Source organism: Streptomyces sp. NPDC040622 (assembly GCF_055593965.1).
The window spans coordinates 398309-414096 of record NZ_JBVIXD010000002.1 but is presented as its reverse complement, the minus strand read 5'-3'; the positions used below and the strand labels follow the sequence as shown (position 1 = coordinate 414096).

General features: G+C 70.9%; 16 protein-coding genes. 9 read left to right on the top strand and 7 right to left on the bottom strand.

Annotation, left to right across the window (positions count from 1 at the left end):
• Positions 1-203: 203 nt before the first annotated feature.
• The 7 genes from ACZ592_RS06285 to ACZ592_RS06255 all read left to right on the top strand — a co-directional run bounded on the left by ACZ592_RS06285 (position 204) and on the right by ACZ592_RS06255 (position 7548).
• Positions 204-905 carry a 2-oxo-4-hydroxy-4-carboxy-5-ureidoimidazoline decarboxylase gene (locus tag ACZ592_RS06285; RefSeq protein WP_471580321.1) on the top strand — a complete coding sequence of 234 codons (702 nt, stop codon included), beginning with the start codon at positions 204-206 and terminating at the stop codon, positions 903-905.
• A 148-nt stretch (positions 906-1053) separates the two neighbouring features.
• Complete coding sequence (gene sdhC, locus ACZ592_RS06280) at positions 1054-1434, top strand: succinate dehydrogenase, cytochrome b556 subunit (RefSeq protein WP_076684883.1); 381 nt, start codon at positions 1054-1056, stop codon at positions 1432-1434.
• An 8-nt stretch (positions 1435-1442) separates the two neighbouring features.
• Positions 1443-1937, top strand: a complete 495-nt coding sequence (locus tag ACZ592_RS06275; protein ID WP_471580320.1) for a succinate dehydrogenase hydrophobic membrane anchor subunit — start codon at positions 1443-1445, stop codon at positions 1935-1937.
• Positions 1938-1953: 16 nt separating this feature from the next.
• Positions 1954-3708, top strand: coding sequence for a succinate dehydrogenase flavoprotein subunit (gene sdhA / locus ACZ592_RS06270; protein WP_471580319.1), 1755 nt, complete (start codon positions 1954-1956; stop codon positions 3706-3708).
• Positions 3708-4478, top strand: coding sequence for a succinate dehydrogenase iron-sulfur subunit (locus ACZ592_RS06265; protein WP_471580318.1), 771 nt, complete (start codon positions 3708-3710; stop codon positions 4476-4478). Before sdhA ends, ACZ592_RS06265 begins: the two co-directional genes overlap by 1 nt.
• 293 nt (positions 4479-4771) lie before the next feature.
• Entirely contained in the window at positions 4772-6823 is a 2052-nt protein-coding gene (locus ACZ592_RS06260; protein WP_471580317.1) for a family 20 glycosylhydrolase, read from the top strand.
• 266 nt (positions 6824-7089) lie between these two features.
• Positions 7090-7548, top strand: a complete 459-nt coding sequence (locus ACZ592_RS06255) for a VOC family protein (RefSeq protein WP_471580316.1) — start codon at positions 7090-7092, stop codon at positions 7546-7548.
• 91 nt (positions 7549-7639) lie between these two features.
• Here ACZ592_RS06255 and ACZ592_RS06250 read toward each other — a convergent pair whose 3' ends face one another.
• The 3 genes from ACZ592_RS06250 to ACZ592_RS06240 form a co-directional block, all read right to left on the bottom strand.
• Positions 7640-8038 (bottom strand): ATP-binding protein, encoded by a 399-nt coding sequence (locus ACZ592_RS06250; protein WP_471580315.1) that lies wholly within the window; start codon positions 8036-8038, stop codon positions 7640-7642.
• 137 nt (positions 8039-8175) lie between these two features.
• Complete coding sequence (locus tag ACZ592_RS06245) at positions 8176-9531, bottom strand: metallophosphoesterase (RefSeq protein ID WP_471580314.1); 1356 nt, start codon at positions 9529-9531, stop codon at positions 8176-8178.
• A gap of 2 nt (positions 9532-9533) precedes the next feature.
• Positions 9534-9776, bottom strand: a complete 243-nt coding sequence (locus tag ACZ592_RS06240; protein ID WP_055566125.1) for an SCO4848 family membrane protein — start codon at positions 9774-9776, stop codon at positions 9534-9536.
• Between the two features lie 133 nt (positions 9777-9909).
• Here ACZ592_RS06240 and ACZ592_RS06235 point away from each other — a divergent pair, with 133 nt between their 5' ends.
• Positions 9910-11154, top strand: coding sequence for a D-alanyl-D-alanine carboxypeptidase family protein (locus ACZ592_RS06235; protein ID WP_471580313.1), 1245 nt, complete (start codon positions 9910-9912; stop codon positions 11152-11154).
• On the opposite strand, the gene ACZ592_RS06230 is transcribed toward ACZ592_RS06235, so the two are convergent.
• From ACZ592_RS06230 to ACZ592_RS06215, 4 genes are read right to left on the bottom strand one after another with little or no spacing between them, the layout of a single operon-like run.
• Positions 11145-12203 (bottom strand): YihY/virulence factor BrkB family protein, encoded by a 1059-nt coding sequence (locus ACZ592_RS06230; RefSeq protein WP_471580312.1) that lies wholly within the window; start codon positions 12201-12203, stop codon positions 11145-11147. The two genes, ACZ592_RS06235 and ACZ592_RS06230, sit on opposite strands and share 10 nt — an antisense overlap.
• Complete coding sequence (locus ACZ592_RS06225) at positions 12191-12673, bottom strand: GtrA family protein (RefSeq protein ID WP_471580311.1); 483 nt, start codon at positions 12671-12673, stop codon at positions 12191-12193. Before ACZ592_RS06225 ends, ACZ592_RS06230 begins: the two co-directional genes overlap by 13 nt.
• Positions 12674-12719: 46 nt before the next feature.
• Positions 12720-13673: a decaprenyl-phosphate phosphoribosyltransferase gene (locus ACZ592_RS06220; RefSeq protein WP_471580310.1), complete on the bottom strand. Its 954-nt coding sequence runs from the start codon at positions 13671-13673 to the stop codon at positions 12720-12722.
• Positions 13673-14188: a phosphatase PAP2 family protein gene (locus ACZ592_RS06215; RefSeq protein WP_471580309.1), complete on the bottom strand. Its 516-nt coding sequence runs from the start codon at positions 14186-14188 to the stop codon at positions 13673-13675. The genes ACZ592_RS06220 and ACZ592_RS06215 overlap by 1 nt, the downstream gene beginning before the upstream one ends.
• A gap of 166 nt (positions 14189-14354) precedes the next feature.
• On the opposite strand from ACZ592_RS06215, the gene ACZ592_RS06210 reads away from it, so the two are divergent.
• Complete coding sequence (locus ACZ592_RS06210) at positions 14355-15779, top strand: FAD-binding protein (RefSeq protein ID WP_471580308.1); 1425 nt, start codon at positions 14355-14357, stop codon at positions 15777-15779.
• Positions 15780-15788: the final 9 nt, after the last annotated feature.

Genomic DNA, 15788 nt, shown 5'->3' with positions numbered 1-15788 from the left:
GCGGTGCGGCCCGCCTCGGCCGCTCGGGACAGCCCCCAGGACACCGCACCACTAGTCAGAGCCATGGCCCCACGCTACGACGAGCCTCCTCAGGTGGCCCGTCCACACCGCGAAGCGAAACTCTCCCGTTCGGGTGAAATTCGCTCATCCATCGGACTCCTCCCCACACGTCTCGATAGCGTTACGACACCCCCACACCCCGCATGGCCCTGCCCTTGCCGCCCCCTGCCCAGGAGCGCCCGCTGTCCCCGCACCGTTCCCCTCGCCCGGCCGGCCTCGCCGACCACCCCGGCCGGGTCCCCCCGGCCACCCCGCCGAACCGGCCGGACCCACTGGACCGGCCGGACCGGCAGAACTGGCTGAACTGGCTGAACTGGCTGAACGCAGCCACGCCGGGCGAGGCCGAAGACGTCCTCCTGGCCTGCTGCGGCAGCCGGCGCTGGTCCCGCCGCGTCGCCGCCCACCGCCCCTACCCCGACCTGGACGCCTTGCTCGCCGCGTCCGACGAGGCGGCGTACGACCTCGCGCCCGCCGACCTCGCCGAGGCCCTGGCCTGCGAACCTCTCGATCCGGTGGTCCCCCACCAGGCCGCGTCGCACGCCACTCACGTCGCCGCCCGCACCGCCCTCGCCGCCGCCCACGCCGCGTACGAGAGCCGCTTCGGGCACACCTTCGTGATCTGCCTCGACGGAGTGCCCCAGGACGAGGCCCTCGACCAGTTGCTCGCCGGCATCCGGTCACGCCTCGGCAACGATCCGGAGGACGAGCTCGCCCTCACCTCCGAGGAGCTGCGCCGGCTCGCCCGGGGCCGGCTGACCAGGCTCACCCTTCTCGCGCCCGGCGGACACGCCGTGCGGGAGAGCCGGCCGCAGACCCGTCCCGATAGCCCGTACGTGCCTGTTTGATTGCCTGTTTGATCACACCTGTGGACCCGGGGCAGGGCTACCGACAACTCGTCGATACGATGACGAGCGGCCGGTGGACCGTACCCGGCCGGGCTCGTCCGACAGAGAAGCCGGCCGGCCCCAATCCCCGCTCCCGGAGGGTTCTTCCGTGCCGGCTGGAACGCTGTACCGCGGCCGGGAAGGAATGTGGTCATGGGTGGCTCATCGAGTCACCGGCGTCCTCATCTTCTTCTTCCTGTTCGTGCATGTGCTCGACACCGCTCTCGTCCGCGTCTCCCCCGAGGCGTACGACGATGTCGTCAGCACTTACAAGACGCCCCTCGTCGCACTCCTTGAGTACGGCCTGGTCGCCGCCATCCTCTTCCACGCACTCAACGGCCTGCGCGTCATCGCCGTCGACTTCTGGTCGAAGGGTCCCCGCTACCAGAAGCAGATGCTCTGGACCGTCGTCGGCATCTGGGTCGTCCTGATGGTCGGGGCGCTCTACCCCGTCCTCGGCCACGCCGTCCGTGAAGTCTTCGGGAGCTGACGCCAGACATGTCTGCTGACACCACGCTCGACAAGTCCGCGACGACCGGAGTGGGCCCCGTCGAGGGCGCCTCGCTCTACGACGTGGACAATCCGGCCCCGGTCATCGAGGCCCCCCGCAAGCGCACCTCCAAGACCCCGCGCTCGACCCGCGGCAACTTCGAGATGGCCGCATGGCTCTTCATGCGTCTGTCCGGCGTCGTCCTGGTCGTTCTCGTCCTCGGCCACCTGCTGATCCAGCTGGTGCTCGACGGCGGTGTCTCCAAGATCGGCTTCGCGTTCGTCGCCGGCCGCTGGGCCTCGCCGTTCTGGCAGGTCTGGGACCTGCTGATGCTGTGGCTCGCGATGCTGCACGGCGCCAACGGCCTGCGCACGGTCATCAACGACTACGCGGAGCGCCCGAACACGCGTCTGTGGCTCAAGGGCCTGCTGTACACCGCCACGGTGTTCACCATCCTTCTGGGCACGCTGGTGATCTTCACCTTCGACCCGAACATCCGCTAAAGCCGAGGCGACTTCCGTGAAGATTCACAAGTACGACACCGTCATCGTCGGAGCGGGCGGCGCCGGCATGCGCGCCGCCATCGAGTCGACGAAGCGCAGCCGCACCGCCGTGCTCACCAAGCTCTACCCCACGCGTTCCCACACGGGCGCGGCGCAGGGCGGCATGGCCGCCGCGCTCGCCAACGTGGAGGAGGACAACTGGGAGTGGCACACCTTCGACACGATCAAGGGCGGCGACTACCTGGTCGACCAGGACGCCGCCGAGATCCTCGCGAAGGAGGCCATCGACGCGGTCCTCGACCTGGAGAAGATGGGCCTGCCGTTCAACCGCACCCCGGACGGCACCATCGACCAGCGCCGCTTCGGCGGCCACACCCGTAACCACGGCGAGGCCGCCGTGCGCCGGTCCTGCTACGCGGCCGACCGCACCGGCCACATGATCCTCCAGACCCTCTACCAGAACTGCGTCAAGGAGGGTGTGGAGTTCTTCAACGAGTTCTACGTCCTCGACCAGATCATCGTCGAGGTGGACGGGGTCAAGAAGAGCGCGGGCGTCGTCGCCTACGAGCTGGCGACCGGCGAGATCCACGTCTTCCAGGCGAAGTCCGTGATCTACGCGTCCGGCGGCACCGGCAAGTTCTTCAAGGTGACCTCGAACGCGCACACGCTCACCGGTGACGGCCAGGCGGCCTGCTACCGGCGCGGGCTGCCGCTGGAGGACATGGAGTTCTTCCAGTTCCACCCGACCGGCATCTGGCGCATGGGCATCCTTCTCACGGAGGGCGCCCGCGGTGAGGGCGGCATCCTCCGCAACAAGGACGGCGAGCGCTTCATGGAGAAGTACGCGCCGGTCATGAAGGACCTCGCGTCCCGTGACGTCGTCTCCCGCTCCATCTACACGGAGATCCGTGAGGGCCGCGGCTGCGGTCCCGAGGGCGACCACGTCTACCTCGACCTCACGCACCTCCCGCCGGAGCAGCTGGACGCCAAGCTCCCGGACATCACCGAGTTCGCGCGCACGTACCTCGGCATCGAGCCCTACACGGACCCGATCCCGATCCAGCCGACCGCGCACTACGCCATGGGCGGCATCCCGACGAACGTCGAGGGCGAGGTCCTCGCGGACAACTCGACCGTCGTCCCCGGCCTGTACGCGGCGGGCGAGGTGGCCTGTGTGTCCGTGCACGGCGCCAACCGCCTCGGCACCAACTCGCTCCTGGACATCAACGTCTTCGGCCGCCGCGCGGGCATCGCCGCCGCCGAGTACTCCGCCAAGAACGACTTCGTCGAGCTGCCGGAGAGCCCGGAGGAGCTGGTCGTCTCCCTCGTCGAGCAGCTGCGCGACGCCCAGGGCAACGAGCGGGTCGCCGTGCTCCGCAACGAGCTGCAGGAGACCATGGACGCCAACGTCATGGTGTTCCGCACGGAGCAGACGATCAAGACCGCGGTCGAGAAGATCGCCGAGCTCCGCGCCCGCTACAAGAACGTGTCCATCCAGGACAAGGGCAAGCGGTTCAACACCGACCTCCTGGAGGCCATCGAGCTGGGCAACCTGCTCGACCTGGCCGAGGTCATGGCGCAGTCCGCGCTCGCCCGCAAGGAATCCCGCGGCGGTCACTACCGCGAGGACTTCCCGACCCGCGACGACGTCAACTTCATGCGCCACACCATGGCGTACCGCGAGGTCGGCGACGACGGCACGGAGACGATCCGTCTCGACTACAAGCCGGTCGTCCAGACCCGCTACCAGCCGATGGAGCGTAAGTACTGATGGCTACCCCGACCCTCGACAAGGAAGACGCCAAGCCCGAGGCGGGCTTCGCCGACTCCCCGTACATCACGATCACCCTGCGGGTCCGCCGCTTCAACCCGGAGGTCTCGGCGGACGCCACGTGGGAAGACTTCCAGCTGGAGATCGACCCCAAGGAGCGTGTCCTCGACGCACTCCACAAGGTCAAGTGGGAGCTCGACGGCACGCTCACGTTCCGCCGCTCCTGCGCGCACGGCATCTGCGGCTCGGACGCCATGCGGATCAACGGCAAGAACCGTCTCGCCTGCAAGACCCTGATCAAGGACATCAACCCGTCCAAGCCGATCTCGGTCGAGCCCATCAAGGGTCTGACGGTCCTGAAGGACCTGGTCGTCGACATGGACCCGTTCTTCCAGGCGTACCGCGACGTCATGCCGTTCCTGGTCACCTCCGGCAACGAGCCGACGCGCGAGCGTCTGCAGAGCGCCGAGGACCGCGAGCGCTTCGACGACACGACGAAGTGCATCCTCTGTGCGGCCTGCACGTCCTCGTGCCCGGTCTTCTGGAACGACGGCCAGTACTTCGGCCCCGCGGCGATCGTCAACGCGCACCGCTTCATCTTCGACTCGCGTGACGAGGCGGGCGAGCAGCGCCTGGAGATCCTGAACGACAAGGACGGCGTGTGGCGTTGCCGCACGACGTTCAACTGCACGGACGCGTGCCCGCGTGGCATTGAGGTCACGAAGGCGATCCAGGAGGTCAAGCGAGCGCTGATCACGCGCCGCTTCTGACCCCACACGGTCCCGCCGCCTCCGGCGCCCGTACGTCACCCGGGCCCCGCTCCCTTCCGGAGCGGGGCCCGGGTGCGTCCGGGGCCCGTCCGTGCCGGGGTACGCCCAGGGCACCCGGTACCCGACACCGGTCCCGACCCGATGCCGTCGATCACGTCGCCCCGCGGCGGCTGAGTCCAAGCACCGCCCCGGTCTCTCCATGTACGCGGCAACGCCCCTCCGCCACACTCCGGTGCACGCCCCTCCCTGCCGAGGGACGCGCACCGGAAGCCCGCCGTCCCGGAGGACCGACCATGCCCCGTCGCAGATTCCGTTCCCTGACCCTCCGGGCGGCCCTCGCCGTCGCCCTGCTCGGCGGCGCGCAGGCCGTGCCGTCCGGCGCGCGGGCCGCCACCGCCGAGAACCCCGCGCCGGTCACCGTCCCCGCCCTGCGCCACTGGCAGGGCGACAGCGGGACCTGGCAGCTGACCCGTGCCACGCGGATCGTCGTGCCGGCCGGCAGCGCCGCGCGGCTGCGGCCCACCGCGGCGCTCCTCGCCGGTGAACTCGCCGATCAGGAGGGCATCCGGCCCGACGTGGTGGGCGGCGGCCCGCGACCGCACGACATCGTGCTGGCGCTGGGCGGCGGCAGCGGCGTCCCCCCGTCGGCCGAGGGGTACGCGCTGCGCGTGGGCACCGGCCTCCGCATCACCGCGCGCGAACGCCAGGGCGTCCTCCACGGCACGCGCACCCTGCTCCAGGCGCTGCGCACCGCCCCGGCCGCCCGCACCGTGGCCCGCGGCACCGCGACCGACTGGCCGACGCAGGCCTCCCGGGGACAGATGCTCGACGTGGGCCGCAAGCACTTCCCCGTCGCCTATCTGAAGCAGCAGATCCGCCAGACCGCCTGGTACCAGCTGAACACCTTCCACCTGCACCTCTCCGACTGGAACGGCTACCGGATCGAGAGCCCGGCCCACCCGGAGATCGTCGCCGAACAGCACTACACCCGTCGGGAGTTGCGGGACTTGGAGGAGTACGCCGCGCGGTACGGCGTCACGGTCGTCCCGGAGATCGACCTGCCCGGGCACGCCGTCGCGATCGGCGACGTCCGCCCCGACCTGGCGTTCACGTGCGCGCCCATGTCCCGCCCCGACACCAGCTGGGAGGGTTCGGACCGCGGCCACTGGACGCTCGACTACACCAAGCCCGAGACCCGCGCCTTCGCGAAGGACCTGATCGCCGAGGTCGCCGAGACCTTCCCGCGCAGCCCCTACGTCCACATCGGCACGGACGAGCTGCCGCAGACGGCGGCGCAGAACGCCTGCCCGGAGCTGGTCGCGTACCAGAAGCGGCAGGGCTATCCGCACCCCGGTGACGTACTCGTCGAGTTCATCGACGAGCTCGACGCGGCCGTACGCACGCACGGCAAGACCACGCAGATCTGGCAGTGGTGGGACTTCGGCCAGGAGACGAGCATCGACCCGGACCGCCGGATCGTCGTCAACGAATGGCTGTCGGGCCCCGAGGACCGCGCGCGGCAGGGCTATCAGGTGATCGGCTCGCAGGACGGCCCTCTGTACGTCTCCCCCGGCTTCGGCGCCAAGCCCGGAAGCTACGGCTTCTTCGACATCCGCACCACCTACCGCGACTACCCCTTCACGGCGGGCCCCGGCATCCAGGGCTACCGCGTCTCCCGCTGGTCCGACCGCACCCAGACCTTCGCCGTCGGCTGGGTCGACCACTTCGCGCGGCGGCCGCTGGCGGTGGTGGCGGACCGCACCTGGGCCACGCCGGCCGGTTCGGACGTACGTCCGTTCCTGGACCGGTACGACCAGGTGGGCGACGCCGTGCCGGTACGGACGCCTGATCCCGGTGACCTGGAGTCGCAGCCCGGGTCGAGCGCCGGGATGCTGCCGGGCACCGGATTCACCGCGACGGCCACGAGCGAGGAGAGCGCGGACGAGCCGGGCCCGGCATCGCGTGCCGTGGACAACGACCCGTACACGCACTGGCACTCCGCCTACGGCGCCGCCCTGCCCCAGCAGTTGACCGTCGGCCTCGGCGCCGAGCGGCGGATCGCGGGCCTGCGCTACATGCCGCGCCAGGACGGCGGGGTGAACGGCATGGTCAAGAAGTACGAGGTGCTCGTGTCCGGCGAGGCATCCGGTGGTACGGCCGGCGATACGGCCGGTGACGGCTGGCGGACGGTGGCCCGCGGCAGCTTCCCCGCCGACCGCACGGAGTTCACCGTGCCGTTCGCGCCGATCGACGCCCGCCGCGTGGCACTGCGCGTGCTGAGCGAACACGGGGGCGAGGGGCGGTACGCGTCGGTGGCGGAGCTCGACGTGGTGCGGGGGCGGTAGCCCGGGCGGGGCGGCTACGGCGCGGAGGTCCTGAGCGGGGTCCGGGGGGCTCCGCCCGCTCCTTCGCGGGGAGCACGCCGAGGAGGCGCTCCTTCTCGCGGCCCAGGACGGCCGTCGCGCCCCGCCGGCCTCGGGGCCCTTCGGGCGGCCTTCGGGCGGTCTTCGGTGCGTGCTTCGGAGGGCCGTACGGTCGAAGAATCGCACCCCGCCCGTACGGCTCATGCGCGCCTGCGGACGCACGGCGGGCGTCGACCTACCCTGACGGAATGTCAGACAACCAGTCGGTCGGCCTGTCCGCTGACCAGTCCACCGCACTGCTCGACAGCCCCTCCGACGACCTTCTCGGCTTCGACAACGTCCTGTTCCCCATCGGGGACCTCGGCGAAGCCGTCGCCTTCTACGAGCGCGCCGGTTTCCCGGTCGCCTTCCGGATCGACGAGCTCGGCCTCGCCATCCTGAAGGTGGGCGCCGAGACTCCGGGCATCCTGCTGCGGGTGGAGGACGGCATCGTCCCGCGCGGGCCGGTGTGGCCCTCGCCCCGTCTCTGGCTGGAGGTCCGCGACGCCCGCGCGAAGGGCCGGGCCCTGGCGGCTGCGGGGGTCCCCCTGCTGGCCGACCCGTTCTCCGTGGCCACCGGGTGGACCGTGGAGATCGCCGACGCGTGGGGGAACGTCGTCGGCTTCACGGACTACCTCAAGCGGCCGGAGCTGGCGCGGAGTACCTGAACCGGCGCGGAGTACCTGAGCGGGCGCGGAGTACCTGAGCGGGCGCGCGCGGCCCGGCCTACGGGAGCCACCCGTACGGACGGGGCGCGGCTCATCCGCGTACCAGCGCCCATACCGTCTTGCCGTACCTGCCGCGCCGCCACACGCCCCACGCCTCCGCGACCGTGTCGAGGAGCCGCAGGCCGCGGCCGCTCTCGTCGTCCCAGGAGGCGGCCGCCCGCATCTCCGGCTCCGCGGGGCTCTCGTCGGACACCTCGATGAAGCACGAGCCGTCGGCGAGCACCGTCACCGCGACCTCGAACTCCCGTTCAACGACGAGTCCGTGGAGGATCGCGTTGGTCGCCAGCTCCGACACGAGCAGGACGGTGTCGTCGAGCGCCCCGTGATCCGCCGTGTGCCCCCAGGCCGAGAGATGGTCGTGCACCCGCGTCCGGGCGAGCGGCACGGACGCGGGGTGCGGCGGCAGCCTGAAGGCGTCACGTCTCAACAAGTCCGCTCCCTCCGACGCCTCACGCGTGGCACATCAAGAACCGCACAGATATCCGACGATGCATGCTGCGCAGGGAAATCGCACGGTGTCACTGCGACATCCCAGGGCCCCGCACATCTGGCCGGATCCCGTAGGGCTCAGGCCTGCCGGGAGGCCAGTTCCACGACCGTGATGTCCGACGGCGCCCCGACCCGTACCGGCGGCCCCCACGCGCCCGCGCCGCGCGTCACGTAGAGCTGGGTGTCGCCGTACCGTTCCAGGCCCGCGAGGGTCGGATTGGCCAGGTCCGCGACGAGGTTGCCCGGCCACAGCTGGCCGCCGTGCGTGTGACCGGAGAGTTGAAGGTCCACGCCGTGTTCGACGGCGTCGTGGATGACGACGGGCTGGTGCGCGAGGAGCACGGAGGCCCGCGAACGGTCCCGGTCGCCGAGCGCCTTGGCGAAGTCGGGGCCCTTGCCCTCGCTCTCGCCCGCCACGTCGTCGACGCCCGCGAGGTCGAAGGCGGGCAACTCCGTGCGGGCGTTCTGCAGCGGCCGCAGACCGAGTTCGCGCACGTGCTCGACCCACTGGTCGGCCCCGGAGAAGTACTCGTGGTTGCCCGTCACGAAGTACGCCCCGTGCCGCGCCCGCAGCCCGGCGAGCGGCGCCGCGGCCGGGCCCAGGTGTTCGACGCTGCCGTCCACCAGGTCGCCCACCACGGCGATCAGGTCGGGCTGCGTGGAGTTGACGGTGTCGACCACGCGCTGCGTGAAGCCGCGGCCGAGGATCGGGCCGAGGTGGATGTCGCTGACCACGGCGATCCGGAACCCGTGTGCCGCGCGCGGCAGTTTCGCCAGCGGCACGGTGACGCGCTTGATCTTGGGGCCGCGCAGCACGCCGTACGTCCCGTAGCCGACGGTTCCGACGGCTACGGCCGCGGCGGTCCCGCCGACGACACGGGAGACGAAGAGGCGGCGGGAGGGGGCTGTGGGGGTGGGGGTGGGGGTGAGGGCTGCAGGGGTGACTGTCTCGGAGGGGCCTTCTTCGGAGAGGGCCGCTTCAGAGGGGGCCGCTTCAGAAGGGGCCGCTTCAGAAGGGGCCGCTTCAGAGGCAGTCGCTCCTGAGGGGGCCGCTCCAGAGGAGGGCTTTTCTGAGGCGTCCTCTCCGGAGGGTGCCGTTTGTGCCCGGGAGTCCCCGCGCCGGACCCACCTCAGCGCCAAGGGCCGCACCAGCTCCCCCGCGAGCACCGCCAGGAGCAGATAGAGCGCGAGCGCCATCCACAGGAAGCCGGGCCAGGCGAGGATCCGCTGCAGCAGGAAGGGCGCGCCGGTCCGCTCGGCCACCAGGGCCGCGAACATCAGCAGCGGCCCCGCGACGAAGACCACCGTGCCCGCGCGCCGGGCGAGCCCCGGCCCGGCCGTGGTGTCGCGCACCAGACGGCGCCACACGTACCAGTGGAGGCCCGCGAAGGCCGCGAGAACGGCGAGGCCCACCAGGACCACGAGGACGATCACGGCTAGGACGTTCTGCGCAGAGCGCGGACACCACGGAACCCGATGGTGCCTACCACCGTCCCCAAGACAAAGGAGACAACGGCAAGCGTCAGGTGCACCCAGAAGTACCCGGTCGGGTTGTCCGCGTCGTCGAAGGCCAGCCCACTGCCGTCCTTCCACAGGTTCTTGACGAAAGTGATCCAGATGAACCAGCTCCACACCCCGAAGGCGAGCAGGAACCAGGAGACAGGGCGGCTGAGCTTCATACGTTCAGTATCGCCAGCTCCTCAGCCGCACCGCCGCCGGGGTGGGGACGACGGGACACAGCGCACCTCGGGAGCGACTTACACAGCCCGGCCCTGTACGTTCTCGTCCGTGCCTGCCGTAAAAAAGACCGCCATGTTGGTCGCTTCCGCCGCATTGCTGACCATGTCGACCGCAGCGCCCGCGCTCGCGGACGGGAAGCCGGGAGACGACAAGGACCAACCGAAGCCACCCGCCAAGATGTCCACCGTCGGCGGTGCCCGGCTCGGTGAGTCCGGCACCCAGGTGAAGCTCAAGTCCGGCGCCCCGGTGCTGCCCAAGGAGCTGACGGGGCGCTCCTGGATCGTGTCGGACGCCGAGACCGGCGAGGTCATGGCCTCGCACAACGCCCACTGGCGGCTGCCTCCGGCGAGCACCCTGAAGATGCTCTTCGCCGACACGGTCCTGCCGAAGTTCCCCAAGTCGCAGAAGCACAAGGTCCTGCTCTCCGACCTGGCGGGCATCGGCGCGGGCAGCAGCATGGTCGGCATCAAGGAGAACGAGACGTACAGCGTCCACGACCTGTGGCTCGGCGTCTTCCTGCGGTCGGGCAACGACGCGGTGCACGTCCTGTCCGCGATGAACGACGGCGTCCCGCAGACCGTCAAGGACATGCAGAAGCACGCCGAGGAGTTGCAGGCCCTCGACACGCACGTGGTCTCCCCCGACGGCTACGACGAGAAGGGGCAGGTCTCCTCGGCGTACGACCTGACGCTGTTCGCCCGCTCCGGGCTGCAGAAGAAGGACTTCCGCGAGTACTGCGCGACGGCCACCGCCGAGTTCCCCGGCGAGACCAAGAAGGTCACCAAGGGCAAGGACAAGGGCAAGAAGAAGCGCGAGTCCTTCGCGATCCAGAACACCAACCGGCTGCTCACCGGTGACGTCGGCATCAGCCCTTACAAGGGCATCGCGGGCGTCAAGAACGGCAGCACCACGAATGCGGGAAACACCTTCACCGGTGTTGCCGAGCGCAACGGCAAGGTTCTCCTCGTCACCGTCATGAACCCCTCCTCCGGAGAGCCGCACGCGGTCTACAAGGAGACCGCGCGCCTCTTCGACTGGGGCTTCAAGGCCGCGGGGAAGGTCGACCCGGTGGGTGAGCTCGTCGCTCCGAAGGGCGCCTCCACGGGCGGCGCGGGCAAGGGTGCGCCGGGCAGCGGCGGCGGGGGCACGAACGCCACCGAGAACGCGGCCCACGCCTCCGACAGCGGGTCGAACGGCATGGGCATCGCGCTCGGGATCACGGGCGGCGTGCTCGCGGCGCTCGCCGCGGGCGTCTTCCTGATCCGGCGCCGGATGCCGCTGCCGGGCCAGGCGGGACGACGGGGCCGTCAGGACTGACGTCGCGCTTCGCCGGAGTTCCCCGTGCCCTCTCGGAAGAGGTCTTCTCTTGTGGCCCCTTCGGAGACGGCCTCTTCAGGGGCGCGCCCGGCGGAAGTGCCCTCTACGGAGGAAGTGGTGCGGGAGGCGGTCTCTTCGGAGGCTGCCTCTTCGCCTGCCCCGTCCCCCGCGCCTTCGTCCGCCGGCCCTTCGCCCGTACGTGAGGCCTTCCGCGTCGCCGTCCAGGCCGCGCAGAACAGCAGCAGCTTCGCCGTGAAGTTGATCCACAGGAGGAGCGCGACGGGCACTCCGAAGGCGCCGTACATGCTCTTCGCGGCGACCCCCTTCATGTAGCCGCCGAGCAGCAGCTTGAGCAGCTCGAACCCGGCCGCGCCGATCAGCCCCGCGGTGATGAGCGAGCGCCGGGGCGGCTGGACGCCGGGCAGCAGCGTCAGCACGTAGAGCAGCATCAGGAAGTCCGCGAGGACGGCGATGGCGAAGGCGATGACCTGGAGCAGCACCGCGCCCCAGCCCTGCTCGTCGACGCCCAGGAGGTCGGCGGTCCAGCCGACGGCCGTGGAGGCGAGCGCGGACGCGGCGAACGACGCGAGTCCCACGCCGCCGAGCCCGATGAGCACCCCGGCGTCCTTGGCCTTGCGCAGGACGGGGTTCTCCTCCTCGTCCGCCAGCTCCCAGACGGCCCGCAGGCACTCCCTTATCGAGCCGACCCAGCCGATGCCGGTGAAGAGCAGCAGGGCGCCCGCGACGAGGCCGACGGTGCCCGCGTTGGCGACCAGCGCGTCCAGGTCGAGCTGGTCGGAGATGCCGGGGACCTGCTCGGAGATCTTGCCCTCAAGGGTGTGCTGCTGCTTCTTTGAGAGGGTCGCGGCGGCGATCGCGGCGGCGACGGTGAGCAGCGGGAAGAGCGCGAGGAAACTGATGAACGTCATGGCGGCCGCGAGGCGCGCCCAGTGGACGGTGTCGAGCCGTTCGTAGGCCTGCCACGCGTGCGTGCGCATGCCCTTCTCGACGAGTGGCCCGATGCCGGGCAGTTTCTTCAGCCAGTCCATGACGCCTCCGTGCCTGCGGTCCTGCCTGTTGTCCTGCCCGATGTGCGGAAAACCAAGGTCCGGGTACCCCAGAACCGCAGAACAGTGGCGAGTGCCATACCGATGCCGGCGCCCGAGACGGTGTCCGCGCGCTGTGAGGTGAGGCCGAGACCGTAGTGGGACACGGCGATGCACAGCAGTTGGACGAGGGCGCCCGCGATGTTGACGGCGAAGAACACCGCGTACTGGCGCAGCCGCGAGACCTCCGCGGCCTTGTTCCGGTAGGTGCCGAGCGCGTTGCCCGCGTACGCCACCGAACAGCCCGCCACGAAGGAGAGCGATTTCGCGGTCAGCGGGTCCATGCCCACGGGGCCGCGCAGCCAGATGAAGAGACCGAGGTCGGCGGCGTACGCGCAGATCCCGGCCGCGGCGAAGCCGAGCAGTTCGGGGCCGAGCGCGCGCAGTCGTCCGCGCGGGGAAGGGGATTTCACCGGCGGCCGCCCTTGTAGGAGTCCTGTCCTCGTTCGCAAGGCGGGCTCACCAGTCCGTTACCGCGAGCCCGTACATCGCGAGCCACACCAGTCCGATCACGGCGAGCGCCCTGTCCCGCAGCACGACGTCCTCGGGCTCGCCCGCGGTGCCCCGGTCGGCGAAGACGGCGTAGCGCAGGATCGCGAGGATGAAGGCGGCCATGGACAGCTGGCGCCAGGGCAGGAGGCCGTTGGCGGTCCCGCCCTCCTCCATGGCCCACAGGCAGTACGCGAGGACGGCGACCCCGGCGGCAAGCTGCCACACGAAGCGCAGGTAGCCGGTGGTGTATTCGGTGAGCAACGCGCGCGTGGCGCCCAGCTCCTCCGAGCTGTCGGCCATCTGGACGGCCTCGGAGTAGCGCTTGGCGGAGACCATGAAGAGCGCGCCGAAGCCCGTGGTGATCAGGAACCAGCGCGAGAGCGGGATGTCGAGGGCGAGGCCGCCGATCATGGCGCGCATCAGGAAGCCGGTCGTGACGATGGTGAGGTCGACGACCAGGACGTGCTTGAGGCTGATGCAGTAGGCGAGTTGCATGCCCACGTACGCGGCCAGGAGCACCGCGGTCAGCGGGGTGCACAGGACGGCGGCGGCCGCGGGCGCGAGGACGGCGAGGAGTCCGCCGACGGCGTAGGCGACGGGCACCGGCACCTGTCCCGCGGCGACCGGCCTGCGGCACTTGGTGGGGTGGGCGCGGTCGGCGTCCGCGTCGCGCGCGTCGTTGATCAGGTAGACGGCGGACGCGGCGGCCGTGAACAGCACGAAGACGATCGCGACTTGGACGAGGGCGTGCCGCGAGAAGAGCTCGCCGGCGGCCGCGGGGGCGGCGACCACGAGGACGTTCTTCACCCACTGGCGGGGGCGCGCGGTCTTCAGGAGGCCGAGCGGCAGGGCGACGGCCCCCTCACGCGGCTGCTGGGGCGGGCGGGGCCGCTCCAGGACGGTGGCGATACGTTCCGGCATCAGCTGCGGCCTCCGTTCATCCAGGCGGCCCCCACGCGCGCGGTGAGGGCGCCGAGCGCCGCGCCCGCGACCACGTCCGAGGGGTAGTGGACGCCGACGACCATCCGGGAGACACACATGGCGGCGGCCAGCGGCGGGACGAGGTGGGCGCCGACAGGGCGCAGCGCGCCGTAGGCGACGGTGGCGGCGGCCGCGGACGTGGCGTGCGAGCTGGGGAAGGAGTGCCGTCCCGCGGTGCGTACGAGAGGCTGGATGGAGCCGAGGGCGCCGGGGCGCGGGCGGCGGACGATCCGCTTGACGCCCATGCTGGCGAGGTGTGCGGCGGCGGTGAGCGCCGTGCCGCGCAGCCAGGCTCCGCGGCGCTCGCGGTCGACGGCGGCGCCCACCAGGCCCGCGGCGATCCAGAGCGCGCCGTGCTCACCGGTCCGGGACAGGGTGCGCGCGGCGGCCGCCACGCGCGGGTTGGTGCCGCAGTCGTGCAGGGCCGACAGCAACCGGTGGTCCATGTCGTGCATGTGGCCTCTATTTCGAAGACATTCGAGAGCTGGGCATCTCGACTCTTCTAGGCAACCTCCTGATAATTTCGGCAATGTTGGGTGACACTCCCTCAATCACCCATTTCGGTGAGAGAAGTGACTGTTTACGGCAGAGTGCACCGGTATGGGCGATACGGTCGCTTTCATGCCTGCCGACTCCCCCGCCGATTCCCTCGCCGCCGCCCCGCTCCCGCCGTCGTCCGCCGTCTCCGTATCCGGCTGGGGCCGCACCGCACCGACCACCGCCCGGCTGGTGAGACCCCGTACGCACGAGGAGGCGGCGGCCGCGGTGCGCGACTGCGGGGAGCGCGGCGGCATCGCCCGGGGCCTGGGCCGGGCCTACGGGGACGCCGCGCAGAACGCGGGCGGCGCCGTCTTCGACATGACGGGCCTGGACCGGGTGCGCCTCATCGACACCACGCGGACGACGGCCGACGGCACACCCGCGGCCACGGTCGTCTGCGACGCGGGCGTCTCGCTGCACCACCTGATGGAAGTCCTGCTGCCCCTCGGCTGGTTCGTGCCGGTGACGCCCGGAACCCGCTACGTGACGGTCGGCGGGGCGATCGGCGCCGACATCCACGGCAAGAACCACCACGTCTCGGGCTCCTTCTCCCGGCACGTCCTGTCCATGGACCTGCTGACCGCCGACGGCACGGTCCACACGGTCGGGCCGGGCAGCGCCTTGTTCGACGCGACGGCCGGCGGCATGGGCCTGACCGGCCTGATCCTCTCGGCGACCATCCAACTGCTGCCGGTCGAGACGTCCTTGATGAGGGTCGACACGGAACGCGCGACGGATCTCGACGACTTGATGGCCCGCCTCGCCGCGACCGACCACCGCTACCGCTACTCGGTCGCCTGGATCGACCTCCTCGCACGCGGCGCCGCCATGGGCCGCTCGGTCCTGACGCGCGGCGACCACGCCCCGCTGGACGCCCTTCCGGAGCGGGCACGCGCGCGTAGAGCACCTCTCGCGTTCCGTCCGGGGCAGCTGCCCGCCGCCCCCTCCTTCGTCCCCGAGGGGCTGCTCGGCAAGGCCTCGGTGGGCCTCTTCAACGAGCTCTGGTACCGCAGGGCGCCCCGCTTCCGCACCGGCGAACTGCAGAAGCTGTCCACCTTCTTCCACCCCTTGGACGGCGTCCCGCACTGGAACCGCATCTACGGACGCAGCGGTTTCGTGCAGTACCAATTCGTCGTCGGATACGGCAAGGAGGAGGCCCTGCGCCGCATCGTGCAGCGCATCTCGGACCGCGGCTGCCCGTCCTTCCTCGCCGTCCTGAAGCGCTTCGGAGAGGGCGATCCGGGCTGGCTGTCCTTCCCGATGCCCGGCTGGACCCTCGCCCTCGACATCCCGGCGAACCTGCCCGGACTCGGCGCCTTCCTCGACGCCCTCGACGAGGAGGTGGCCGCCGCCGAAGGCCGCGTCTACCTGGCCAAGGACTCCCGCCTGCGGCCCGAGATGCTCGCCGCCATGTACCCGCGCCTCGACGACTTCCGTGCCCTGCGGGCCGAGCTCGACCCGCGCGGCGTGTTCCGCTCGGACCTCTCCCGCCGCCTCGCTCTCTAGTACGCCGCC